The sequence below is a fragment of the Nitrosophilus labii genome, from assembly GCF_014466985.1.
Lineage (GTDB): Bacteria > Campylobacterota > Campylobacteria > Campylobacterales > Nitratiruptoraceae > Nitrosophilus_A > Nitrosophilus_A labii.
The window spans coordinates 1,228,394-1,253,026 of the sequence record NZ_AP022826.1 but is presented as its reverse complement, the minus strand read 5'-3'; the positions used below and the strand labels follow the sequence as shown (position 1 = coordinate 1,253,026).

Below are 24,633 nucleotides of genomic sequence, written 5' to 3'. Positions count from 1 at the left end.
TTTGTATTTTTTTAGATAAAATTGCCTCAAAAAAAGAGGTGATTTATGGCTAAAATGTGGTCAGGCCGTTTTGAAAAAGAGACTTCTAAACTCCTAGATGAATTTAATGCTTCACTTATGTTCGATAAAGAACTTTATAAAGAGGATATTAAAGGCTCTATTGCTCATGCAAAAATGCTCAATAAAAGAGGTATTTTAACTGATAGTGAGTTGAAAGATATTGTAAAAGGTTTGAAAGAGATAGAAACAGAGATAGAAGAAGGAAAATTTGGGTTTAATATATCTGATGAAGATATTCATATGGCTATCGAAAAGAGACTTACAGAAAAGATTGGATATGCTGGCAAAAAGCTTCATACTGCAAGAAGTAGAAATGATCAGGTAGCTTTGGATTTTAGACTTTATGTACTTAGAAAAGACAAAGAATTATCTTCTTTGATAAAAAATCTCGTACATACTTTGTTAGATATATCAAAAAAACACAAAAATACGATTCTTCCTGGAATGACACATCTTCAGCATGCACAGCCTATCTCATTTTCATATCATATGCTAGCTTACGCTTCTATGTTTAAAAGAGATATTGAAAGGTTTGAAAGTTCTTATGAAAGAAACAGCTACTCTCCTTTGGGATGTGCCGCTTTAGCTGGAACTCCTCATCCGATAGATAGAGAAATGGTTGCGAAAGAGCTTGGATTTAAATCTACAACTATAAACTGCTTAGATACGGTAAGCGATAGAGATTTTGCGTTAGAGATACTTTTTAATATCGCAACGCTTATGATGCATATTTCAAGACTTGCAGAGGAGCTTATTATTTGGTCAAGTTATGAGTTTAAATTTATTACTATTAGTGATGATTACGCAACTGGAAGTTCCATAATGCCGCAAAAGAAAAATCCAGATGTTCCAGAGCTTTTAAGAGGAAAAACAGGTAGAACGTATGGTAACTTAATATCACTTTTAACAGTTATGAAAGGATTACCGCTAGCATACAATAAAGATATGCAAGAGGATAAAGAGGGTGTTTTTGATAGTGTTAAAACAGCTGAAATTAGTTTAGTAATTTTAAATGAAGTTTTAAAAACTATGCATATAAATGAAGAAAATATGTATAAAGCAGCTAAAATAGGACATTTAACAGCTACTGATCTAGCCGATTATCTTGTTGAAAAATGTGGAATACCTTTTAGGGAAGCTCATTTTATAACAGGACGTGCCGTAGCGCTTGCAGAGAGTAGAGGAAAAGATATTAGTGATCTTAGTTTCGAAGAGCTTAAAAGTATAGATGATAGGATACAAGAGGATGTTTTAGAGTATTTAAAATTGGAGCACTCTATGAACTCTAGGAACTCTTTGGGTGCCACTTCTGTTTCACAGGTTGAAAAGCAGATAGAATTTTTTGAAAAATGGTTAAAAGAAAAGGAATAAACAGAAGGTAAAATTGAGCAGCAAAACGAAATCCTAGCTGCTGCTCATAGAGTTATACATACTTTTTAGCCTCTTTTTCGGGTGCTAGATAAGGCCAAAGAAGTTTTGTTCCTCCTAATATATGAAAATGAAGATGCATAACTTCTTGCCCTCCATCTTCGCCGTTATTTACAATTAACCTATATCCTGTTTTGTCTAGAGATAGAGTTTTTGCCACTTCCTGAATGAAGGGTGTCATTTTAGCCATTATTTCGCTTGGAGTACTTTGAAAGTTTTCGATATGCTGTTTAGGAATTATCAAAACATGAATCGGAGCTTTTGGGCTGATATCGTGAAAAGCCATAAACTCTTCGTTTTCCAAAACTTTGTTAGAAGGAATCTCGCCATTTACGATTTTACAAAAAATACACATTATCTCTCCTTTTATTAAATAAACTTGATTAAATCCGGGCTAAAATAATAATACGCTAATATTATATCTTATCTTTTTATAATAATATTTGTAATATCATTTGCAAAACCAAAAATTAGGGGTGTTTTTTGGAAGAGTGGATTAAAAAAATAGCTGAAGCTTTAGATTTGGAAGAGCTGGAAAAGATACGAATTGCTATATTTGGTAAAAAAGGAATTTTAGCCAAAGAGTTTGCGAAATTAAAAACACTTTCAAACGAAGAGAAACCAAAAGTAGCTAAAGAGTTGAATGAAGTTAAGATAAAGTTTAATGAATTAATAGCTAAAAAGAGAGATGAACTGGAGAAAAAAGTACTCGATGAAGAGCTTAAAAAAGATGAGATAGATGTCTCTTTATTTTCCCCTTACAATAATAAAGGAGCACTACATCCAGTACAAGATACTCTTGATAGAATCATAGAATATTTTGTTTCTATGAACTTTTCCATAGAAACTGGACCACTAGTAGAAGACGACTTCCACAATTTCGAAGCTCTAAATCTTCCTAAATACCATCCGGCAAGAGATATGCAAGATACCTTTTATTTTAAAGATGAAAAACTTTTGAGAACACACACTTCTCCAGTACAGATAAGAACAATGCAAAAACACAAACCACCTATACGAATGATAAGTCCAGGAGCTGTATTTAGAAGAGATTTTGATCTGACTCACACTCCTATGTTTCATCAAGTAGAGGGTCTTTTGGTTGATAAAAAAGGGGAAGTAAGCTTTGCAAATCTTAAATATATATTGAGCGACTTTTTGCATCATATGTTTGGAGAAGTGGATATCAGATACAGACCGAGTTTTTTCCCGTTTACTGAGCCTTCTGCAGAAGTAGATATAAGCTGTATTTTTTGCAAAGGCAAAGGGTGTAGAGTCTGTTCACAAACTGGATGGCTTGAGGTCTTAGGATGCGGTATGGTGGACCCTAATGTTTTTGAAGCTGTAGGCTATAAAGAGGTAAGCGGATATGCTTTTGGATTGGGAGTTGAGAGATTTGCTATGCTTATACACAAAATCCCAGATCTTAGAAGTCTTTTTGAAGGAGATTTAAGACTATTGGAGCAGTTTAGATGATAATTTCAAGAAGTTGGTTACAAGAGTGGTTAGATATTTCAGGTATTACAACCGAAGAGATCATTAAAAAATTAAACTCTATAGGACTTGAAGTTGCTGAATATAAAAAGATAGATATTCCTTCAAAAGTAGTCGTGGGAAAAGTTTTAGAGTGTGAAAAACATCCTAACGCTGATAAACTTTCTGTTTGCAAAGTTGATGTAGGCGATGGAATAAAACAGATTGTGTGCGGTGCAAAAAATGTGGCTAAAGATCAGTATGTACCTGTAGCTTTGGTAGGTACGATTTTACCTGGAGATTTTAAAATAAAGCCTGCTAAACTCAGAGGCGTAGATAGTGAAGGAATGATCTGTTCATCAACAGAGATAGGCCTGCCTAAACTTGAAGACGGAATAATGATTTTAGATGAGAGTATAGGTAAACTAGAACTTGGAAAAGAGATTAGAGAGTATAAAATATTAAATGATGAGATTATCGATATAGAGCTAACCGCAAATAGAGGCGATTGCCTAAGTATTTATGGTATAGCACGAGAACTAAGTGCTGCTTTTGATATTTCTGTTAAAAATATTGAGGATATAGTATTTGATAATAATGAAAAGATGCAGCTAGGTATAGGAAGAGTTCTACATATTAAGCATGAAGAGTGTGATTCAAGTTTGTTATATAAAGTCTTTTCCAAAAAAGATTATAAAAACCCTTTGAAAATCAGAGTTAGACTTGGCTTTATAGAAGAGGATCTAAAAAACGAGATCGAAAACCTTGCGTTTTATACTACATACTCTGTAGGAACCATCCTTAGAAGTTATGGATACAATATATTTAAAAAAGATAATGATGCATTGATTGAGATAAAGAAAGATGAAAACTTTATGGATGCTGTATTTAATGATAAAAAAGTCTCTATTATTGGTATAAATCAAATAAAAGAGTCTAAACCGTCAAAAGAAGATCCATATTTTATAATTGAAGCTAGCTATACAGACCCTGAACTACTTGCAAAAAAATATTATGAAGCGTGTAAAAAAAACAAAATAGATACGGATTGGGTATATTACAGAAGTAGTCGTGGTAGTAACCCAGATCTCTATATGGGGATGGACTATTTTTGTTATCTTGTTAAAGAGTATAGTGATATAGATATATTTTCAGGAACACACGAAATATTAAAAGATAAAGAGACTCAGACAATAAATGTGAATCTAGACAATCTTTCAAAGCTTATTGGACAGGAAGTATCCCATAATAAAATAGTAAATATTTTGGTAAAACTTGGATTTAGTATTGTAAAAAGTGAAGATAAAAATCTAGTGATAAAAATTGCTCCCTTTAGGCATGATATAAAAAATGAACAAGATATTGCCGAAGAGTGTGTAAGATTCATCGGAATAGACAACATAGAGCCGAAACCTTTTAAATTTGAAGAGAAAAATCGCATAAATGAGGCGATGAGAGATTTTAAAAAGAGAAAAGATTTAAGAACCAAAGCGGTTTCGGCAGGTTTTTATGAAACAACTAATTATATTTTTACCGATAAAGAGAAATTGAAGAAGTATGGTTTAAAAATCGTAAAAAACGAATTAGATCTTATAAATCCGATAACCAACGATTTAAACACTTTAAGAACATCTTTAATTCCTGGACTCTTAGAGCAAGTTGTAAATAATGTAAAAAATGGAAAAAGAGGTATAAGACTTTTTGAAATAGGAACAATTTTTGATGAAAATAGAAATGAATCCACATCTTTTGCACTGATTTTCAGCGGTATTAAAGAAGAAGATAGTGTTTCTAACCACGGAAAGCCGGACGAAGTTGATTTTGATACGTTTGTAAAAAAAATCTCTTCAATAATAGGAGATTTTGAGCTTGAAAAGTGTAATGTTCAAAATAGTCTTATGCACACTTTTCAATCCGCAAATATTTTGAAAAACGGTACTGTTTTGGGAAAAGTTTACAAATTGCATATCCAGTGTCAAAAAGAACTTGAATTACCGGTTACATATATTTGCGAACTTGATTTTGAGAAGATTCCATACAGTTTGAAAGAAGCAAAAGAGTATTCAAAATATCAAGTAGCTTTTAGAGATTTGAGTGTTTTGGTAGATAAAGATATACAATTTTTAAAAATTAAAGAGATTTTAAAAAAGAATCTGCCGAAAGAGGTGAAAAGATTTTATCCTGTAGATATTTATGAAAGTGAGAAGCTTGGGGATAAAAAGAGTTTGACGATAAGATTTGTTGTTCAATCAGATGAAAAGACATTGAGTGAAGATGAGATAGGTACTATAATGCAAAGTTTATTGGATATTTTAAAAACCCAGATAAATGCGGAGCTTAGATGAGTTATATAAAAGTAAAAAAAGCGGACTCTTTTGAACTAAAAATAGATTCTATCGCCCCTGATAAGTCTATATCTCACAGATGTGCAATGTTTTCGCTTTTAAGTGATAAACCCTCGCATATAAAAAATTTTTTGTTGGCTGAAGATACACTTAACACACTTAATATCGTTTCAAAACTTGGTGCTGATATAAACAAAGAAGGCTCTGTTATAACCATAACTCCAAAAGAGTATAAAGAACCAGATGATATTTTGGATTGTGGAAATTCAGGGACGGGTATGAGGCTGTTTTGCGGTCTTTTAGCCGGAATGGACGGTTTTTTTGTTTTAACTGGTGACAAATATCTAAGGCGCCGTCCTATGAAAAGAGTAACAGAACCTTTAAAAAAGATTGGTGCCAAAATAGATGGTAGAGAAGATGGAAATCTGGCACCTATAGCAATAAGAGGCTCTAAACTCAAAAGTTTTGAGTATGAAAGTAAAATCGCTTCGGCTCAAGTCAAAAGCGCACTTATACTGGCTGCTTTAAAGGGAGATGGGATCTCTTTATTTAAAGAGCCTGAATTAAGTAGAGATCATACAGAGAGAATGCTAAAAGGTATGGGAGCCGAACTAAAGACAAAAATAACTAAAAATGGTTATGAAGTTATAATACATTCTTTAAAGAGGCCATTAGAGCCTTTAAATATAAGAGTTCCGGCAGATCCTTCCAGCGGATTTTTCTTTGCTGTTGCCGCTGCTATAGTTCCTGGAAGCAGAGTGGTTTTAAAAGATATCACTTTAAATCCCACAAGAGTTGAAGCTTATAAGATTTTAAAAAGAATGGGCGCTAAGGTTGAGTTTATAGAAAAAGAGAGCGTTTACGAACCTATAGGCGATATAGTTGTTCAATCTTGTAAGTTAAGAGGTGTGGAAGTTAGCGAAAATATCTCTTGGCTTATTGACGAACTTCCCGCACTATCCATTGCTATGGCTGTAGCGGAAGGGAAAAGTGTTGTAAAAAACGCAAAGGAACTTAGAGTAAAAGAGAGTGATCGTATAAAAAGCGTAGTTGAAAATCTTAGAAAATGTGGCATTGAGGTAAAAGAGTTTGAAGATGGCTATGAGATAGAGGGAGGAGAGTTTAAAGAGGCTGTCATTGATAGTTTTGGTGATCATAGAATCGCTATGAGTTTTTTGATAGCCGGACTTCTTTGCGGTATGAGAGTGGAAGATGTGGAGTGTATAGCTACATCTTTTCCAAATTTTGTGGATATTTTAAAAGAGATAGCAGAGGTTGAAGTTGGAGATTAGATTAGCTAAAAGTTACGGATTTTGTTTTGGGGTAAAAAGAGCTATCAAAATAGCTGAACAGACGCAAAATAGCAATACTTTAGGTCCTCTTATCCATAATAAAAAAGAGATAGAGAGGCTCAAAGATGAGTTCAATGTAGGACTTATAGAGGATATTGACGAAGCTAAAGAGGGCGATACTGTCGTTATTAGAACACACGGTATTCCTAAAGATAAACTAAAAAAGCTTAAAGAAAAAACAGACAATATCATAGACGCAACTTGTCCTTTTGTTACTAAGCCCCAGCAAATAGTGGAGCAGATGAGTGAAGAAGGATATAGTATTGTGATTTTTGGAGATATAAACCATCCGGAAATCAAAGGAGTTATGAGTTACGCGAAAGACCCGGTTGTTGTACTTAGTGTAGAAGAATTAGAGGGAATAAGACTTAAAGAGAAAGTGGCAACTGTTGCTCAAACAACAAGAAAGTTTGAAGAGTATCAACAAATTGTTAATTATCTTATGCATCACTATAAAGAGGTAAGAGTTTTTAACACTATCTGCAATGCTACTTTTGATAATCAAGATGCTGCAAAAGAGCTCTCCAAAGAGGCGGATATAATGATAGTGATAGGCGGTAAAAACTCGTCTAATACTAAACAGTTATATAAAATATGCAAAGAAAATTGTCATGACAGCTATCTTATTGAGGATGAGAGTGAACTTGAAAAAGAGTGGTTTGAAGGTAAAAAACTTTGTGGAGTCACAGCGGGAGCTTCTACTCCCGATTGGATAATCCAGAGGGTTATTGGCAAAATAAGGGAATTTAAAGTATAATAGCGAAATTTAAAAAAATTAAGGAAAGAAGAATGGATAGAGAGGAATTAATAGGTAGTGGTGAATCAAGCGAAGATTTTGCTTCAATGCTTGAGGAGTCGTTTAAAAAGAGTGAGTCAAAACTTCTTGACGGACATATAGTGGAGATTCAAGATGAAGAGAGAGTATTGGTAGATATTGGTGAGAAACAAGAGGGTATTTTAAATATCAACGAAATAAAAGATGAAGAAGGAAATCTTCTGTATAAAGTTGGTGACACTATCAAAGTTATTGTTTCAGGCTTTAGAAACGAAAGACCTATCATATCTCATAAAAAAGCTATGGCTAAAGCCAAAACAGCAGAGTTTATAAAAGAGTATAAAGATAATTTTGAAGATATTGTTATAGAGGGAAAAATAACAGGTAAGAACAGAGGCGGTTATACGGTAGAGAATGATGGAGTCCAGTTTTTCTTACCAAATTCGCTCTCTTATCTTAAAAAAGCGGAAACCGGAAGAAAAATAAAAGCTAAAATTGTTAAAATAGACGAAAATAGCAACTCTATAGTTATCTCTAGAAAAAAATATATCGAAGATGAGAGAAAAAAGAGAAAAGAGATAATTAAAGAGTTAATGAAAGAAGACAAGATAGTTGAAGGAATTATCAAAAAAATTACTAATTATGGAATGTTTGTTGAAGTAGCCCCAGGTGTTGAAGGTTTAGTCCATTATAATGAGATTAGCTATAAGGGGCCAGTAAATCCGGCTAAATATTACAACGAAGGCGAAAAAGTTAATGTAAAAGCTATAAATTATGACGAAGAGAAAAACAGACTATCACTTTCTATCAAAGCTACGCAACCCGATCCTTGGAACGAGATAAAAGATGAGCTTGAAGTTGGAGACACTATAAATGTTACTGTAAGTAATATTGAGCCTTATGGAGTTTTTGTCGATCTTGGAAACGACGTAGAGGGATTTTTACATATATCAGAGATAAGCTGGGACAAAAAAGTAAAACATCCGAAGGACTATTTAAATATTGGTGATGAGATAGATGTGGAAGTTATAGAGATAGATGCTCAAAATAGGAAACTTAGAGTATCTTTGAAAAATCTTTTGCCAAAACCTTTTGAAGAGTTTTTGAAAAATTACAAAGAGGGTGATGTTGTTAAAGGGTCTATTACCTCTTTGACAGATTTTGGCGCATTTGTAAAAATCGGAAATGTAGAAGGTTTGCTTCATAATCAAGATGTTAGCTGGGAAAAATCAAAAGCTAAAGATATTTTAAGTGTCGGTGATGAAGTTGAAGTAAAAATCGTAAAAATAGATAAAGATAACGAAAAGATCTCTTTGAGCAGAAAAGCTGTTATGGAGTCACCTTTGCAAATTTACGCCAAAGATAAAAAAGTAGGTGATATTGTAAAAGGAAAATTAAAAGATATCAAAGATTTCGGAGTCTTTGTGGAACTAGAACGCGGTGTTGATGCACTTATAAGAAATGAGGATTTAGCACCTCTTAAAAAAGATGATCTAAATGCAGGCGACGATATAGAGGGAGTTATCTCTATGATAGATGTAAATAGGGACAAAATAAGGCTATCAGTTAGGAGACTTTCTAAAATAAAAGAGAAAGAGGCGTTAAAAGAGATTAACAAAGATGATGAAAAGATCACTTTAGGTGAAATAATAAAAGACAAACTCGATAATAACTAAAGGGCTGGGATGAGTAAAAAAAAGATTGTAGTTTGTGATCATATTCATCAAAAAGGTTTTGAACTTTTAAATAAAGAGCAAGATATAGAAGTTATAAATGCTGCAGATGTGCCTAAAGGTGAACCTCTTTATGAAGTTATAAAAGATGCTGATGTAGTTATAACAAGAAGTCCTACACCTGTAGATGAGCCTTTTTTAGAAGCTGCAAAAAATCTAAAAGCGATTGTTAGAGCAGGTGTTGGCGTTGACAACGTGGATATAGAAGGTTGCAGCAGAAGAGGGATCATAGTTATGAATGTTCCCACCGCTAATACGATTGCGGCTGTAGAACTAACGATGGCTCATATGCTTAGTTGTGTAAGAGCTTTTCCTTATGCGCATAATCAGCTAAAATTAGAGAGAATTTGGAAAAGAGAAAACTGGCTGGGGACTGAGTTAAAAGGTAAGAAACTAGGAATCATAGGTTTTGGAAATATTGGAAGCCGCGTAGGAATAAGAGCAAAAGCTTTTGAGATGGAAGTTATAGCTTATGACCCGTATATTCCGCCTGAAAAAGCGACAGATCTTGGTATAAAATATACTAAAAATTTTGATGATATCTTAAAATGCGATATCATAACGATACACACCCCTAAAAACAAAGAGACTATCAATATGATAGACCGTGAAGAGATTGCAAAAATGAAAGACGGAGTGGTTCTTATCAACTGTGCAAGAGGCGGTCTATACAATGAAGATGCACTTTATGAAGGACTTAAAAGCGGTAAAATAAGGTTTGCCGGTATTGATGTTTTTACAAAAGAACCTGCAGTTGACAACAAACTTTTAGAGCTAGATAACGTAACCGTGACTCCTCATCTTGGAGCCAATACTATCGAGTCACAAGAAAAGATTGCCATTCAAGCGGCCGAACAGGCTTTGGAGGCTGTTAGAGGAAGCAGTTATCCAAACGCTTTAAATCTTCCTATAAAAGAGGATGAGATACCTCCTTTTGTAAGACCATATCTAGAACTTGCTCAAAAGATAGGTTTTTTAGCGGCTCAAGTAAATAAAGGCGTATTTAAATCTATTAAAGTTGTTGCCGAAGGTGAAATCGGTGAGTATATAAAATCTTTAACCACTTTCGTAGTAGTAGGCGCATTAAAAGAGTCTCTAGGTGAAAGCGTAAACTACGTTAATGCCGAATTTGTCGCTAAAGAGAGAAGTATAGAGATAAAGAGTGTAGTAAATCCAAATATGAGTGGATATAAAAATAAAATCAGTGTTAAACTTACAACAGATAAAGATGTAATAGAAATAGGCGGAACAATATTTGAAGAGACCGTTCAAAGAATAGTTGAGATAAACAATTTTGCGTTAGATGTTGAACCTAAAGGAAAGATGATTCTTTTTAAAAACACCGATGTTCCTGGAGTTATCGGACAAGTTGGTATGATTTTAGCCAAACATAATATCAATATAGCCGATTTTAGACTAGGACGAGATAATCACGGTCTAGCATTGGCGGTTATTATAGTTGATGATGAGGTTACTAAAGAGACGTTGCGTGAACTTGAAGATTTAGAGGCTTGTATCTCCGTGTCTTATGCTATACTTTAACGAAACGGTACTTCCGTTTCGTCTTTCAATCCAATAAAAATTTCTTATTAAAAATATAATATTAATCAATAATTAAGGATAATAGTATATAATCTATTACTACATTTTTGTTAAAGTTTAAGATATGGTCATTTTTGTATGAAAATATATATTTGGAGGATTTTATGAGATATTTTCTTTTATTTGCTTTTACATTTGTTTCACTCTTTGCCGGTGTAGAAAATTTGAAGTTGGACGAGGCTATAAAGCTTTTAAAAAAGAACAATAATGAGATAAAAATAGCAAAGTTTGAAGAAGAGATTGCAAAATTTAAAACGAAAATTGCAAAAAGTTACAATTATGGAACTTTAGATTATACTTTTAACGCTTTGAGAAGTAACGATGCCGGTAATGTTTTTGGATTTAAGCTACAGTCTCGGGAAGCCACTTTTAGGGATTTTGGTTTTAGTGATTTTTTAGGAGGAGTGGGACAGGCATTGCAGATGGCCGGAGGTAATTTTGGAGCTTTTACAACAATCATGTCTAATCCCACAATGCAAAACATGCTTCTTGATACGGCGCCGGATGATCTAAATAACCCAGACGCTAGAAACCATTTCCAAAGTAAAATCTCATACATGGTTCCTCTCTTTACTGGTTATAAACTGGCCCAATATGAAAAGATCTCCAAAGCTATGGAGAAGATGAGCTCATTAGATACTAAAAAGATTATAAATGAAAAGATTTATCAAACAAAAAAGACTTTTTACGATATAACTTTGGTTGAAAACTATATCAGAAATCTTGAAAAACTAAAAGCCAATATAGATAAGCTTGAAGACATAATTAAAGCTTTTATGAGTGAAGGATATGCAAAAGATACAGATCTTTTAGAAGTTCAAGCTAAAAAAGCTGAAGTCCTTAGTTATCTTAATCAAGCTAAACTAAACAGGGAGCTTGCCTATCAATTTTTGGAGTTTTTGATAGGAGAAAAGGTTGATTCTATTGCCCATACTGAAGAGCTTGCAAAACTTCCTCAAGGTTCTCCTGAAGAGTTAGTAGAAAAAACGATAGATATGAAAAAGGTTAAAATGGGACTTAAGATAACCGATATGAACGTAAAACTTCAAAAAAGCGGATATTATCCTACTATCGGAGCTTTTGGTGAGTATGGAAGTGCCGATAACGTACCTTTTAATGACTTTTTCGATAAAGATGCCTACACTATAGGCGCACAACTTAAATGGAATCTTTTTAATGGCGGGGAAACTACCGCTCAGGTACAAAAAGCAAAGATAGAAAAGATGAAAATGTTAGAGCAGTATAATCTTGCAAAAAGAGGGTTAGCTCTTAAAATAAGACAAATTATTACCGAAGTAAAAAGCAAAGATTTTGATGTTAAAGCCAAAACAAAAGAGTTTGAATTTTCTAAAAGAGTATATGAGCATTATGAAGAAAAATATAAAGAGGGACTTGTAAAAATCAGCGACGTATTGATAAAACATTCAGAAGAGATTCAGTCTTTGCTTGAACTTTTAAAAGTAAAAACCCAAAGAAACGAAAAAGTATTTATGTTAGAGAGTTTATTGGATAAAGGAGAGTAGATGAAAAAAATTGCACTGTTTTTGATGATGATTTCGTCCCTGTTTGCGGGTGAACTTAAGTTATCGGGTACGGTAATCAGCGATGATACAAAGATGATTGCTAGTAGGTTTATGGGATTTGTAGAAAAAGTTTATGTAAATGAGGGAGATTATGTCAAAAAAGGTGAGCTTTTATACACTATAGACAGTAAAGAGATTGATCTAGCTAAATCTCAAGTAGAATTGATGATTCAGCAAGCGAGGCTTGCGGTACAGATGAATGAAAATATGCTTCACAACGTGAGACTTAACTACGAAAGACACAAAAGACTTTTTGAAAAAGGTATGGTGGCAAAATATGAGCTTGAAAATATGGAGCTGATGTTTAAAAATACAAAAGATATGGTTGAGATAGCAAAAAAACAGCTTGCCCAAGCAAAAGCTAAACTTGAAGAGGTTAATCACCAGTATGAATATCTAAAACTAAAAGCCCCAAACGATGCAGTTGTTATCCAGAAAAACATAAAAGAGGGACAGATTGCGATTCCGGGAATGCCCGCTCTTGTGATTACCTCTTTGGATAATCTAAAAGTTTTAGTGGAGATAAGCGAGAGCAATCTTAATGTGGTAAAAATAGGAAAAGAGGCTGAAGTTTTTATCCCGTCGGTAAAATTTAGAGCAAAAGGAAAGATTACTTCCATAATTCCGGCTTCAAACCCTATGACACATAAATTTAAAGTAAAAATCTCTTTTGATAAGCAAGGAAATAGTGATATCATTCCTGGAATGTATTCAGAAATAACTATAAGATAAGGGTAGAAGATGGCTGAAATAAAATGTAAATATACCCCTAAAGATATTGCCGGGAAGCTTGCGTTATCTTTTTTGCACAATCCTTTAACCGCGCTTCTTGCCGTTTTTATATTGGCAGTAGGGTATTTATCGCTTGAGATAATGCCTAGAGAAGAGGACCCGCAAATTGCTATCAGTGGCGGCGCTATTATCGTACCTATGCCTGGAGCTTCGCCAAAAGAGATAGAAAATGTTATAGTAAAACCGCTTGAAGAAAAGATTAGAGAGATTTCTGGCGTTGAGTATATCTACGGAATGGCAATGGAAAATGTTGGGATTGTTAATGTTCAGTACTATATCGGCGAAAATAGAGAGATATCTAACCTAAAGCTTTATGATAAAGTTATGCAAAATATGGATCAATTACCAAAAAATGCGATGCAGCCACTGGTTAAGCCATTTGATATCGATATTGACATTCCTATATTAACTTTTGCTTTTTATAAAAAAGATCCAAACCTGAGCGATGCGGAACTTTTTAAGATAGTTAAGGATATTCAATATAGATTTAACCGCATTAAAAACGTATCAAAAACGGAACTTAAAGGTGCTCATAAAAGACAGTTTAATATTTTAGTAGATCTAAACAAACTAAAAGGCTACCATATCTCCATGGGTCAGATTATGAAAGCGGTTCAATCCGTTGCTTTACAGGTACCTGAAGTCAAAAATAGAACAAAAGACAATAAAATCGTTATCTTTGGCGTTCCTAACGCAATAGAGAGTATAGAGGATGTAAAAAATATAATGGTTGCAAACTATATGGGTTCGCCAATATATGTAAAAGATATTGCTAAAGTAGAAGATGGAGTCGATATTCAAAACTTTAAAAGTGCCAAAATATGGACAAAAGATATTAAAAAAGATATTGAGCAATATACTTTAACCATAGCTAAACTTAAGGGAACAAACGCAGTTTTCGTTGCAAATGATGTTTTAGCAGAGTTAGAAAACCTAAAGCCGATGTTGGAAGAAAAAGGTGTGGGTTATGTGTTAACAAGAGATTATGGAAAAAGAGCCAACGACGCTGTTAACGAACTGGTAAGACACTTGCTTATAACTATTTTGATAATTGCCGTTATGCTTATCTTTTTCCTTGGATGGAAAGAAGCCGTTATCGTTACTTTTACGGTTCCGGCTATATTGGCAATAACTTTGTTTATAGCATATATTACAGGTCAGACTATTAACAGGATTACACTCTTTGCTTTCTTACTCTCACTTGGTCTTTTAGTGGACGCGGCTATAATCGTTATAGAAAATATACACAGACATCTTCACGAACATGACGCTGCATACAAAGATATGGACACCATTATGGTTGAAGCTACAGATGAGATAGGAGCACCGACCAACGTTGCAACGCTAGCGATTATTTTAACTATGGTTCCGATGGCATTTGTTGGCGGTATGATGGGTGAATTTATGAAACCTATACCTTACAATGTTCCTGTAGCACTTATCGCCTCTTTGGTGATTGCATATATCTTTACGCCATATTTAGCAAGACGTATGCTTAAAAAACCGCATTTCCATCACCATAAACACCATTTCCAAAAAGAAAACAGACTTCCGGAAGAGTGTAGCATTGAGGAAGGAGATAAGAAGTGAAAAAGTATGAAAAATTTATATATTCGATTTTAGAAAAAAAGAGTTTAAAAACGTTGGTTATACTGTTTACACTTGTGGCTTTGGCCGGCTCTGTCGCAATGATACCTACTAAAATAGTTTTAGCTAAAATGCTTCCGGGTAAGAGCGCAAATACATTTAGCATATACGTGGATTTACCTACTGGAAGCTCGATAGAGCAGACAAAAAAGGTAAGCCAGTGCGTCGTAGATATTCTCAAAAAAGAGAGTGAGGTTACGGATATTGAAACATTTTTAGGTATGGGAGCACCTCTTGATTATGCGGGACTTGTTAAATGGAGCGCTTTTAAAAATAGTGAAAACCTAGCAGAGATTGTAGTAAATCTAACAGACAAGCATGAAAGAGAAGAGAGAAGCTACAATATGGTTCATAGACTTAGACCGGTTATTCAACAAGAGTGTGAGCATATTGTAAAAGGAACTTCAATAAAGCTTATAGAGCAGCCTGCCGGTCCTCCGACCCTAGCTTCAATAGTTGCTGAAATTTATGGAGAAGATTTGACGAGTGTTAGAAAATTTGCACAAAAAATAGCCGACATTTTTAGAAAAACGGAAGGACTTGTAGATGTTGATATAATGGAAGAAGAGATTTATAAAAAAATCAATCTAGTTCCAAATATCGATAAGATTCAAAAGAGCGGGCTAGCTGTAGAACAGGTACAAAAGATTATGTATCTGGCTTTTGAAGGGATGGGCGTCGGTGTTAAAAACAGTGGGGATTATCCTTCTCAAATAGAGCTCTTCTTAAGACTTAGTGATGAGACTAGAAGATTTGAAAAGAAATCTTTGGAAGATATAAAAAGCAAACTTGCTTCCTTTGAACTTATGAATCGTATGGGAATGATGGTTCCACTTATCGAGGTTGTAGATATTGTGGAAGTTGATAGCGAGCCTATGATTATGCATAAAAACCTAAAAAGATATGTTAACGTTATAGCTGAAACAGATCTTGTATCTCAGGTGTATCCTTTACTTGACGCAAGAAGCAAGATTATGGATGAGTTAGCAAAAGATTATGTAATCGAGACTACCGATTATCTTTTTAATCTAAGATTTATTGACAAAAAAACTGGTGAAGTAATAGATCTAAAATGGGACGGAGAGATGAAAGTTACTCTCGATACTTTTAGAGATTTGGGTCTTGCTTTTATAGCGGCTCTTGTTTTGATATATCTTTTAATGGTGATTTACTATAAAAGCTACATTTTAAGTTCTATTGTAATGGCTGGAAGTTTCCTATCTATTATAGGTGTTATAATAGGTCACTGGGTTGCCGACTTAGTTACCGTTGATACATTCTTTTTAACAGCAACTTCATTAATAGGTTTTATCGCATTGATGGGGATAAGTTCGAGAAACTCTTTACTTCTTATAGACTTTGCAAAAGCTTTGATGGAAGGCAAAGGTATGGATAAAAGAAGAGCTATTGCCGTTGCGACAGCGACGAGAGCTAAACCTATTATGCTAACGGCAATCGCTATTATTTTAGGTTCGGCTCTTCTTGCAAGCGACCCGATTTTTGGAGGATTAGGTGTTGCTTTGATAGGCGGAACAGTTGCCGCGGTTGCGGTATCTTTGATATTTATACCGGTTTTGATGGATAACGTAAAAGCGATGGATTTTACTGAAAAAGAAGGAAAATAGTGCGAAGGAAGAAGGTAGAAGAGAAATTTTTTAATATTTTTCTCCTTCAGCCTTCAACCTTCAACCTTAAATGAAGATGGAGTTTGGAAAAGTATTAATTTTTATAGGGATTTTTTTAATCATTATAGGTATTTTTATCTCTTTTATAGGTAAACTTCCAGGTGATATTTATATCAAAAAAGAGAACTTTACTTTCTACTTTCCTATAACCACTTCCATATTTTTAAGTATTTTTTTGTCTTTACTTTTTTATATATTCTCTCGTTTTTTTAGATAATTTTGGTAAAATTGCATAAACAGTGTTAAGACAAAAGTCTTCAGTCCACAGTTTGGCTTTTTATCTTTTTATAAACTGAGGAATGGTTTTTGATTACTTAATTTAAAAGGGAGATTGTATGGCATTTAGTATGAATGATCTAAAAAAAGGACTTAGGATCGAACTTAACGGCGTTCCTTATAGAATAGTTGAATATCAGCACGTAAAACCCGGAAAAGGTGCAGCTTACGTAAGAACAAAAATAAAATCTTTGATCGATGGAAGAGTTTTAGAAAAGACTTTTCATGCAGGAGATAAAGCCCAAAAACCGGATCTGGAAGAGAAAGAGATGCAGTATCTGTATGATGACGGCGAAAATATGCACTTTATGGATACGACTAGCTACGAGCAGATTGCACTAACTCATGAGCAAGTAGGAGATGAAAATATAAAATATATGAAAGATGGGATGAATGTTAAAATACTGTTTCATAACGGTAAAGCAATTTCAGTTGAAATCCCACCGGTAGTAGAGTTAGAGATCACCGAAACAGCGCCAGCTTTTAAAGGTGATACTGCAACAGGCGGAAGAAAACCTGCTACATTGGAGACGGGAGCAGTTATACAGGTTCCGTTTCATATACTTACAGGAGATGTTGTAAAGGTAGATACAATAGAGGGAAAATATTTAGAAAAAGTGAAATAATTTAGTAAAATAAATTATTGCCTTTAGGAAAAAGCAGTGAATAAATGTTTAAAAATTGAATTAAATAAAATAAAAGATGATATTGCTTTATCTTCAATTGGTCGCGGAACACGAAAAATAATTGTTACGGATATATATCAAGATAAAGAAAAAGAAGCAAATAGGGATATATGGGAACCTCCAATTTTACAAGAGAAGTGTTCAGTACTTCGTATGAGCAATATAGAAATGTCATTTTTTAATGAAAATGCTAAACAAGATAGACATTATCATAAAGAGGGGACAGAGATATATATGGTTATAGAAGGAGAATTTATTATAGAAGTTGAAGAAAAAATATATCACCTTTTTAAAGGTGATACGATTATAGTTCATCCCTATTCAATACATTATGTTAAAAATGTAGGAAATAGATATCTTTGTAGAATGATTAATGTAAATTGCGGTGGGGAAAAGGATAAATTTGTCGTATAAATCATACTTGTAAAAAATAAAAAAAAAATTAATAATAATAGGAGGTTTCTATGGCAAAAGTTTTAGTTCCTTTGGCAGATGGTTTCGAAGAGATTGAGGCTATGGCAATAATCGATGTTTTAAATAGAGCCGGTAATGAAGTCGTTGTTGCAGGACTTTTTGATAATGAAGTAGAAGGTGCAAACTCTGGTCTTAAAGTTTTAGTTAACACTCTATTAAATGAAGTAGATACTGAAGAGTTCGATATGATAGTTTTGCCAGGAGGGCTTCCGGGAGCAGAACATCTTGCAAAAAGCGAACTTGTTCAAGATATGATAAAAAAGATGAATGAAAAAGGCAAGATGGTTGGTGCTATCTGTGCCGCTCCTTGGGCTTTGAAAGAGGCTGGAGTACTTGAAGGGAAAAAACATACAAACTATCCTGGATTTGAAGAAAAAACCGGAGTTGAAGGATATATTGCAGATCAAAAAGTTGTAATAGATGGAAATGTAGTAACTTCTAGAGGACCCGGGACGGCTATATGCTTTGCACTTGAAATAGTTAGAAAACTAAATGGAGAAGAGACATACAAGCAGCTAAAAGAGGGACTTTTGGCAGAATACTGCTAATATTTTGCGCAAAAACTTTTATGTTTTTGCGCAAGTTTTTTGTAAATTGGCTCAAATTCCTTTAAAATTTCAAAATTGTTATGTTTTTTTGCTCCTTTTACTAAAATTTCACACTTTTTTAAGGCTACATCCAAAACTTTTGGATCATCGCAAAAGGGTAACATAGCTTTTACTCTCCATCTATCCATACCGAAATATTTTCGACTTAGCTGATCTTCGTGTCCACCATATTTTATTACCAGTTTTTCGGGGCTATAGCCAATAGGGTATTTTTTAGTGATGCGTAGCCAAAGTTCATAATCTTCGCAAACTTCGAAATCTTCTCTAAAAAATCCGACCTCTTCAAACAGCTTTTTTTTTATTGCGACGGCGGAGGGAGATATAAGGCAAAGATGTAAAGATTCGTAAAAGATAAAACCCTCTTTTTTTTGATGAATCTTCTTTTTATTTAAGAACTTTCCCTCTCTTATCCAAATCTCATCAGTCTGGTGAATTTTATATTGAGGATTTTTTTCGAAAAATGCCGCTTGAATTTTTAATTTATCTTTTTTCCACTCATCGTCACTATCCAAAAAAGCTACTATTTCACCTTTGGCGGCTTTTATTCCTCTATTTCTAGCCGCACTTACACCTCTGTTTTTTTGAGTTATTATGTTAACGGGATATTGCTTAATTATATAAGGAGTATTATCTGTTGAACCGTCATCAACTACTATTATCTCATAATTTTTGAAACTTTGATTTAAAACAGACTCTATTGCTCTTGAAATAAATCTTTCTCTATTAAAAACCGGGATGATTATGCTAAATTTTGGATAAGAATTTTGCAACGGCGTCTTCATCGTTTGTATGTGGCAGTACGATATCTGCTTCTTTTTTTACTTCTTCTACAGCGTTTTTTACGGCTATGCTAAGATCGGCTTTTTTGAACATACCTATATCGTTATGGCTATCTCCGAAAACTCCAAGATCCTTTTCACTAATGTTAAGATACTCCAAAACCTCTTCCAAAGCATGAGATTTGTCGCCTTTTGGATGAAGTATGGTTAAAAAATGGCAGTCTATATATGGGTCTTTGGATAATTTTGTCTCTATATTTTTATTGAAGAGAGTTTTTAGCTCTTGTTCTAAAATCTCCATATTTTCTTTTTCACCCATATATACTATTTTTAGATTTTTTTTAAGAGGCTCTATCTTATCTTTTGCTTGTAGGCGGCTGTCATTTTTGTAGGCATTTATAAGCTCTTGTTGATAGATATTTAACTTTTTTGGATACAAAAATCTCTCATTTAGACTTTCATCTTCAAGTCCTACGATAAAAGGTTCTATTTCGAATTTCCTTGAAGTTTCAACTATCTCTTTTGAAATATCTTTATCTAAAGCGTTAATGGCTATAGCCTTTTTGTCAGCTGTAGCCACCATAGCTCCATCAAGTAAAATCAAAGGGATTTTTAGGTGAAGACCCTCTAAAAACTCCAGGCTCTTTTTTAAACTTCTTGCCGTAGCTACAGAGAGCAAAAAGCCCTCTTTATATTTTTTGTTCCATATCTCTTTACTAAAAGGGGAAATAGTTAAATCGCTTCTTAAAAATGTTTTATCCAAGTCAGTAACAAAAAGTTTTTTCAAACTCTATCCCTACTCTAAATTTTTTAGGGATATTATCATATTTTATGAAAAAATTACAATGTTTTATCTTTTTTTCATACTCAAAAGATAATCAAGCTGTTTTTTAGTAAGCACTTTTTTTGTATCGTAGATACATCTTATATGCGCCATAGTCGCTTTTGCTTTAAGTTTTGCTAGTTCTTCTACTTTTGGTTTAATGTTTTTGGGTTCTTCTCCTTGCATAGTCGATTTTGCAATTTCGTTTTCCAAAACTCCTATTTTTTTTGTTAGTTTCATTACCGTAGCGATAGTCTCTTTTCTTATTTTAAGAAGTTTCGATTTTTGTTCATTGCTTAAAGCTAGATTAGGATCATCCCAGTGAATTTTTATAAGTCTTGTAAGATGAGGCATTTTACCTACTATTAGGAAAGGCGATGATTTCATCTGCTTTACTCTCTTCATCATTTTTGTATTGTTCGGTTTTACAGCATCTGTACCTGACATTCCAAAAACCAAAGAGGTTGCCGCTACAATCATCAAAGCTTTTTTAAACATCTTTTTTTCCTTTTTGTTTGATTTTGATATTATTCTATCAATATTTTGTTAATATACTATTAACTTTTTTTGATGATTAAATAAAAAATATTTTATTAAAGGTGGTTAATTGAAATCAAGTGATAATGAAAAAATATTTTTTGAAAGATTAAGCAAAATAGATCCAGATATCATTATTGCTCTTAAAGAACCAAAAAAAGAGTTTAGTTTCAGGATAAACAGACTTAAAATAGACAATGAAGAGATTAAAAAAGAGCTTTTTAATATGGGGCTTAAGCCAAAGAGAGTAGATTGGTTTGAAGATGCCTATGTTTTGCCGATAGAAGATAGAGAAAAAGTTATAAAGAGTTCATTATATACTGAAGGGAAGATTTACTTACAAAATCTCTCTTCAATGTTTTGTGCTCTGGAGCTTGAATTAAAAGAGGATGAATGGCTTTTAGATATGGCTTCTGCGCCTGGAGGAAAGTCTTTACTTTGGAGTTCTATTTTGAAAAATCGTGGAAAAATATCCGCAGTTGAAAAAGATAGAAATCGATTTTTTATGCTTAAAAGAAACCTTAAAATAAGCGGTGCCAAAAATATAAAGACCTATCAAAAAGATGGAAGAGCTATAGGTAAGATTTGTCCACTCTATTTTGACAAAGTTTTGCTGGACGCTCCTTGTTCAAGTGAGTCAAAGTTTGATCTAAGTAAAGAAAATCCCATACATTACTGGAATTTAAGAAGAGTTTACAGAAACTCGAAACTTCAAAAGGAGTTGATAATCTCAGCTTGGGGGAGTTTAAAACCGGGTGGTATTTTGGTTTATGCAACATGCACCTTTTCCCCTGAAGAAAATGAAGAAGTTGTGGGTTTTTTACTTAAAAACAGGAGTGAAGCGAAACTAATAGATGTAACTTTGAAACTTGATAATTTCAAAGAGGGGATGACTAGTTTTAATGAGAAAGAGTATGATCCCTCTTTGAAAAAATGTGTAAGAGTCTTACCCAAAGGAGCGTTTGACGGCTTTTTTTTGGCTAAGATAGAAAAAATTGGTAATTAGTGTATTGAGGATTAGGAATTATATTAGTAGGGAGTGCGGAGTATGGAGTGAGGAGTATGGAGACAATAGTCGTTAGTTAGTAGTTGTTATTAGTATAGAGTGTGGGTGTGAATGCTGAGTCGATAGTAGTTAGTCGATAGTCGTGAGTCGTTAGTGGTAAGTGTGAGTATGAGTTGATTTACTACTCAACCAAAATTCGGGAGTGTAAATATAACTGTGTAAATCCTTATAAAAAGATTAGATAAAATTAAAGAATAAAAAGGATTTACACAATGAGGTATATCAATACAGAAGAGGTAAAAAAAGCTATCAAAGAGGGAAAGGGGATAGATATTGATGAGATCTTGGAAGAATTCAAAGGTCTTTTAAAAGAGGTTTATCAGACTGCTACAGAAGTAGAGTTAACTGAGCATTTAGGATATGAGAAGCATCAAGTTTCAGATAATCCAAATTATCGTAATGGATACAGTGAAAAAACTTTAAAGTCCAAATATGGGGATATAGAGGTTAAGATACCAAGAGACAGAAACGCTACCTTCGAACCAAAGCTTATCAAGAAGCGACAGACTCTCATAAAGGGGACAGAAGATTTAATTTTGTCTTTATATGCAAAAGGGATGAGTGAACAGATTTCAACACCATCTTGATGATTTATATGGGTATGAACTTTCTATTCAGACAATTTCCAATATAACAGAAGCAATAATAGATAAGGCAAAAGAGTGGCATAGTCGTCCGCTAGAGGCAATATATCCGATAATATTTATGGATGCTACAGTTTTAAAAATAAGAGTGGATAGAGTAGTTAAAAATATTGCTGCATATATAATGCTAGGCATAACTCTTGAAGGGAAAAAAGATATTCTTGGTATATGGATAGGTGAAAATGAAAGTTCTAAACAGTGGTTAACACTTTTAAATGAGATAAAAAACAGAGGTGTTGAAGATGTATTGATATTTGCAATAGACGGACTAAATGGATTTAAAGAGGCTATAGAGGCAGTTTATCCAAAGGCAGAAATTCAAAGATGTATTGTACACCAGATCAGAAATAGCCTAAAATTTGTATCTTGGAAAGATAGAAAAGAGGTAGCTAAAGATTTAAAGAGTATCTACACTTCATCAACCGAAGAAGAAGCAGAGCTTGCTCTTACAAATTTTAATGACAAATGGGGTCAAAAATATCCCCATATTACCCAGTCTTGGCAATCTAACTGGAATGAGCTATCTACATTTTTTAAATATCCCCAAGCTATAAGAAAACTGATTTATACGACAAATCCCATAGAATCGATAAATTCAAATATTAAAAAAAGAACAAAGTCTGTGGGTTCTTTTCCAACCATCGATTCAGCTTTTAAGCTTCTTTATCTTGCCACACAGGAGGTACAGCACAAATGGAGTAATACAAAAATCAGAAGCTGGAGTGAAATCTATCCTCAGCTTTGTATATTTTTCAGTGAAATTATGCAAAAATATACACGCTAAGGTTTTAAGGGCTTTAGGTGGTTTACACAGTTTATTTTACAGTCCCCAAAATTCCCAATTCCTAATTCCTAATTCCTAATGTCAATTTTAACTTTTTCAATAATCTCATCAATTATTTTTTCAATATTTTTCTTTTGTACCTCTATAGTGATATCGGCTATATTTTCATACTCTTTTACCCTTTGTTCATATAGTTTTTTTGCATTTTCATATGATTTAAAAAGCGGTCTTTTTTTTATCTTTTTTTTGGCATTTTTACTTTTAGTGATTCTTTCATAAATCCAATCAAAATCTGCTTTTAGATAAACTACGGTACCTATATCTTTTATATTTTTTACTTTATAAAATCCACCGCCTGTAGATATGATGGTGTTTTTAACTGAAGATGCAAGCCAATCAGCCGTTTTTTGCTCTAAATCTCTAAAATACTTTTCTCCCTGTTTTTCAAAAATCTTTTTTATTTTTTTATTCGTAAGACTCTCAATCAAATCATCAGTATCAACTGCATAAAGGTTAGTTTTTCCACTCATAGCTCTTGCAATTGTTCCTTTGCCAACTCCCATAAATCCAATAAGTAAAATATTTTTCATAGAGAAAGCCCTATAAGTTTTTTTGAGATTTTACCAGTTTTATACTTAATCGATTATATTTTAATACATCAAGATATCTTGATATATTGAAATATTTTGGTTATAATTTTGCAAAAGGAGCTTGATGGAAGCATTAGAAGATTTTTTAAAAACAGTGGGCGCTTTATATGATGAGACAAGAGTATTGATTTTAAAATTTATTGGTAGATATGGACCGCTATGTGTTTGTGATCTTGAAAATTCCTTTGAGATGACTCAATCAAGACTCTCAAGACATCTAAAGATTTTAAAAGATGCAGGGTTTTTAAGAGTAAAAAGAGTTGGAAAATGGAACTATTACTATATCAGAAAGCCTTTAGATAGATTTAGGCAAGAGATTTTAAAAGAGATTGAGATATTGCCAGTAGAGCTTCCAAAACTAAGAAAATTATCAAAAGAGTGCGAGTTATGAAAAAAGTGTTGATTTTATGTACAGGAAATAGTTGCAGATCCATTATGGCTGAAGGGCTAATAAACGAGTATTTTAAAGGAAAAATAAAAGCCTATAGTGCTGGAAGTAATCCAAGTGGAAAAGTAAATGAGAATGCAAAAAAAGTTTTAGTAGAAAAGGATGCTTGGAGTGATGAGTATCACTCTAAAACAGTTGATGAAGTTTTAAAATATGCTCCATTTGATTTAGTTGTTACAGTGTGCGACAATGCTAAAGAGTCTTGTCCAACCTTTCCTGGGGCTAAAAAGATAATACATGTAGGATTTGAAGACCCAGATGGCAAAGATTTTAGTAAGTTTGTAAAAACTGCTAATGAGATTAAAAAAAGACTATTTCCAATTTTGGAAAAGCTGTTTTATAAAAATAACTGAAACGGTAGGGAAATTTGAAAAAAAGTAGTA

The 24,633-nt window shown here is 33.4% G+C and carries 23 protein-coding genes and 1 pseudogene; 19 read left to right on the top strand and 5 right to left on the bottom strand.

What is annotated here, in order from left to right; genetic code table 11:
* The first annotated feature begins 45 nt into the window (after nucleotides 1-45).
* A complete protein-coding gene (argH, locus tag NIL_RS06270; RefSeq protein WP_187646959.1) occupies nucleotides 46-1,431 on the top strand; it encodes an argininosuccinate lyase in 1,386 nt (461 codons plus the stop codon).
* A 52-nt stretch (nucleotides 1,432-1,483) separates the two neighbouring features.
* Here argH and NIL_RS06265 read toward each other — a convergent pair whose 3' ends face one another.
* Nucleotides 1,484-1,843, bottom strand: a complete 360-nt coding sequence (locus NIL_RS06265) for a histidine triad nucleotide-binding protein (protein WP_187646958.1) — start codon at nucleotides 1,841-1,843, stop codon at nucleotides 1,484-1,486.
* A gap of 128 nt (nucleotides 1,844-1,971) precedes the next feature.
* Between NIL_RS06265 and pheS the strand changes: the two genes are divergently transcribed.
* The 14 genes from pheS (at nucleotide 1,972) to NIL_RS06195 (ending at nucleotide 18,459) form a co-directional block, all read left to right on the top strand.
* Nucleotides 1,972-2,964, top strand: coding sequence for a phenylalanine--tRNA ligase subunit alpha (gene pheS, locus NIL_RS06260; protein WP_187646957.1), 993 nt, complete (start codon nucleotides 1,972-1,974; stop codon nucleotides 2,962-2,964).
* A complete protein-coding gene (gene pheT / locus NIL_RS06255) occupies nucleotides 2,961-5,306 on the top strand; it encodes a phenylalanine--tRNA ligase subunit beta (RefSeq protein ID WP_187646956.1) in 2,346 nt (781 codons plus the stop codon). Before pheS ends, pheT begins: the two co-directional genes overlap by 4 nt.
* Entirely contained in the window at nucleotides 5,303-6,598 is a 1,296-nt protein-coding gene (gene aroA / locus NIL_RS06250; RefSeq protein ID WP_187646955.1) for a 3-phosphoshikimate 1-carboxyvinyltransferase, read from the top strand. The genes pheT and aroA overlap by 4 nt, the downstream gene beginning before the upstream one ends.
* On the top strand, nucleotides 6,588-7,415 hold the full coding sequence (locus tag NIL_RS06245; RefSeq protein ID WP_187646954.1) for a 4-hydroxy-3-methylbut-2-enyl diphosphate reductase: 828 nt from the start codon (nucleotides 6,588-6,590) through the stop codon (nucleotides 7,413-7,415). The genes aroA and NIL_RS06245 overlap by 11 nt, the downstream gene beginning before the upstream one ends.
* 32 nt (nucleotides 7,416-7,447) lie before the next feature.
* On the top strand, nucleotides 7,448-9,109 hold the full coding sequence (locus tag NIL_RS06240) for a 30S ribosomal protein S1 (protein WP_187646953.1): 1,662 nt from the start codon (nucleotides 7,448-7,450) through the stop codon (nucleotides 9,107-9,109).
* Nucleotides 9,110-9,118: 9 nt separating this feature from the next.
* A complete protein-coding gene (gene serA, locus NIL_RS06235; RefSeq protein ID WP_187646952.1) occupies nucleotides 9,119-10,708 on the top strand; it encodes a phosphoglycerate dehydrogenase in 1,590 nt (529 codons plus the stop codon).
* Between the two features lie 164 nt (nucleotides 10,709-10,872).
* A complete protein-coding gene (locus tag NIL_RS06230) occupies nucleotides 10,873-12,291 on the top strand; it encodes a TolC family protein (RefSeq protein WP_187646951.1) in 1,419 nt (472 codons plus the stop codon).
* The gene (locus NIL_RS06225; protein WP_187646950.1) at nucleotides 12,292-13,083 is read left to right on the top strand and encodes an efflux RND transporter periplasmic adaptor subunit; all 792 of its coding nucleotides are present in this window, start codon (nucleotides 12,292-12,294) and stop codon (nucleotides 13,081-13,083) included. It begins immediately after the preceding gene.
* 9 nt (nucleotides 13,084-13,092) lie between these two features.
* Nucleotides 13,093-14,733, top strand: a complete 1,641-nt coding sequence (locus NIL_RS11080; RefSeq protein WP_187646949.1) for an efflux RND transporter permease subunit — start codon at nucleotides 13,093-13,095, stop codon at nucleotides 14,731-14,733.
* The gene (locus tag NIL_RS11075) at nucleotides 14,730-16,415 is read left to right on the top strand and encodes an efflux RND transporter permease subunit (protein ID WP_187646948.1); all 1,686 of its coding nucleotides are present in this window, start codon (nucleotides 14,730-14,732) and stop codon (nucleotides 16,413-16,415) included. Before NIL_RS11080 ends, NIL_RS11075 begins: the two co-directional genes overlap by 4 nt.
* A 70-nt stretch (nucleotides 16,416-16,485) precedes the next feature.
* Nucleotides 16,486-16,692: a DUF2905 domain-containing protein gene (locus tag NIL_RS06210; protein WP_306344619.1), complete on the top strand. Its 207-nt coding sequence runs from the start codon at nucleotides 16,486-16,488 to the stop codon at nucleotides 16,690-16,692.
* 118 nt (nucleotides 16,693-16,810) lie between these two features.
* Nucleotides 16,811-17,377: an elongation factor P gene (gene efp / locus NIL_RS06205; protein WP_187646946.1), complete on the top strand. Its 567-nt coding sequence runs from the start codon at nucleotides 16,811-16,813 to the stop codon at nucleotides 17,375-17,377.
* A 36-nt stretch (nucleotides 17,378-17,413) separates the two neighbouring features.
* Nucleotides 17,414-17,851, top strand: coding sequence for a cupin domain-containing protein (locus NIL_RS06200; RefSeq protein ID WP_187646945.1), 438 nt, complete (start codon nucleotides 17,414-17,416; stop codon nucleotides 17,849-17,851).
* Between the two features lie 50 nt (nucleotides 17,852-17,901).
* Nucleotides 17,902-18,459, top strand: a complete 558-nt coding sequence (locus NIL_RS06195; protein ID WP_187646944.1) for a DJ-1 family glyoxalase III — start codon at nucleotides 17,902-17,904, stop codon at nucleotides 18,457-18,459.
* On the opposite strand, the gene NIL_RS06190 is transcribed toward NIL_RS06195, so the two are convergent.
* The 3 genes from NIL_RS06190 to NIL_RS06180 all read right to left on the bottom strand — a co-directional run bounded on the left by NIL_RS06190 (nucleotide 18,456) and on the right by NIL_RS06180 (nucleotide 20,619).
* On the bottom strand, nucleotides 18,456-19,289 hold the full coding sequence (locus tag NIL_RS06190) for a glycosyltransferase family 2 protein (RefSeq protein WP_197972056.1): 834 nt from the start codon (nucleotides 19,287-19,289) through the stop codon (nucleotides 18,456-18,458). The genes NIL_RS06195 and NIL_RS06190 overlap by 4 nt on opposite strands.
* Nucleotides 19,264-20,085, bottom strand: a complete 822-nt coding sequence (locus NIL_RS06185) for an HAD family hydrolase (protein WP_187646942.1) — start codon at nucleotides 20,083-20,085, stop codon at nucleotides 19,264-19,266. The genes NIL_RS06190 and NIL_RS06185 overlap by 26 nt, the downstream gene beginning before the upstream one ends.
* Before the next feature lie 63 nt (nucleotides 20,086-20,148).
* On the bottom strand, nucleotides 20,149-20,619 hold the full coding sequence (locus NIL_RS06180; RefSeq protein ID WP_187646941.1) for a hypothetical protein: 471 nt from the start codon (nucleotides 20,617-20,619) through the stop codon (nucleotides 20,149-20,151).
* Nucleotides 20,620-20,728: 109 nt separating this feature from the next.
* Between NIL_RS06180 and NIL_RS06175 the strand changes: the two genes are divergently transcribed.
* Both NIL_RS06175 and NIL_RS06170 read left to right on the top strand, forming a co-directional pair.
* Nucleotides 20,729-21,664, top strand: a complete 936-nt coding sequence (locus NIL_RS06175) for an RsmB/NOP family class I SAM-dependent RNA methyltransferase (protein WP_187646940.1) — start codon at nucleotides 20,729-20,731, stop codon at nucleotides 21,662-21,664.
* A 272-nt stretch (nucleotides 21,665-21,936) separates the two neighbouring features.
* Nucleotides 21,937-23,152: pseudogene (locus NIL_RS06170) on the top strand (IS256 family transposase).
* A 68-nt stretch (nucleotides 23,153-23,220) separates the two neighbouring features.
* Here the strand turns inward: NIL_RS06170 and NIL_RS06165 are convergent.
* The gene (locus NIL_RS06165) at nucleotides 23,221-23,742 is read right to left on the bottom strand and encodes a shikimate kinase (RefSeq protein ID WP_187646939.1); all 522 of its coding nucleotides are present in this window, start codon (nucleotides 23,740-23,742) and stop codon (nucleotides 23,221-23,223) included.
* 124 nt (nucleotides 23,743-23,866) lie between these two features.
* Here NIL_RS06165 and NIL_RS06160 point away from each other — a divergent pair, with 124 nt between their 5' ends.
* Both NIL_RS06160 and NIL_RS06155 read left to right on the top strand, forming a co-directional pair.
* On the top strand, nucleotides 23,867-24,193 hold the full coding sequence (locus tag NIL_RS06160) for an ArsR/SmtB family transcription factor (RefSeq protein ID WP_187646938.1): 327 nt from the start codon (nucleotides 23,867-23,869) through the stop codon (nucleotides 24,191-24,193).
* A complete protein-coding gene (locus NIL_RS06155) occupies nucleotides 24,190-24,603 on the top strand; it encodes an arsenate reductase ArsC (RefSeq protein ID WP_187646937.1) in 414 nt (137 codons plus the stop codon). The genes NIL_RS06160 and NIL_RS06155 overlap by 4 nt, the downstream gene beginning before the upstream one ends.
* The last annotated feature ends 30 nt before the right edge of the window (nucleotides 24,604-24,633 follow it).